1 protein-coding gene is annotated in these 225 nt (G+C 54.7%); it reads right to left on the bottom strand.

The window, feature by feature from the left end; all coding sequences use genetic code 11:
* Nucleotides 1-225, bottom strand: a 225-nt coding sequence (locus QCD69_RS22690) for a ClpX C4-type zinc finger protein (RefSeq protein WP_301253590.1), incomplete at both ends; no start/stop codon positions are given.

The following is a 225-nucleotide window of genomic DNA, read 5'->3' as shown; positions in this document are numbered from 1 at the left end:
CGTCCAGATGCTCGCGGATTTCGTGCGGCGTCGGCAGCGAACTGCGCTCGCGGTGATGGGGCGCAACTTCTTTGATCTCTTCGCGAATAATGTCGTTACATAAATCGACGCATTCGTCGCAGATATAGACTGACGGGCCGGCAATCAGCTTGCGGACTTCATGCTGGCTTTTGCCGCAAAAAGAGCAGTACAGCAGCTTCCCTGAACCGTCTTTGCGCTTATCTG

The organism is Erwinia sp. PsM31, from assembly GCF_030433775.1.
Taxonomy (GTDB): Bacteria; Pseudomonadota; Gammaproteobacteria; order Enterobacterales; family Enterobacteriaceae; genus Erwinia; species Erwinia aeris.
This window is presented reverse-complemented; position numbering and strand designations above follow the sequence as displayed.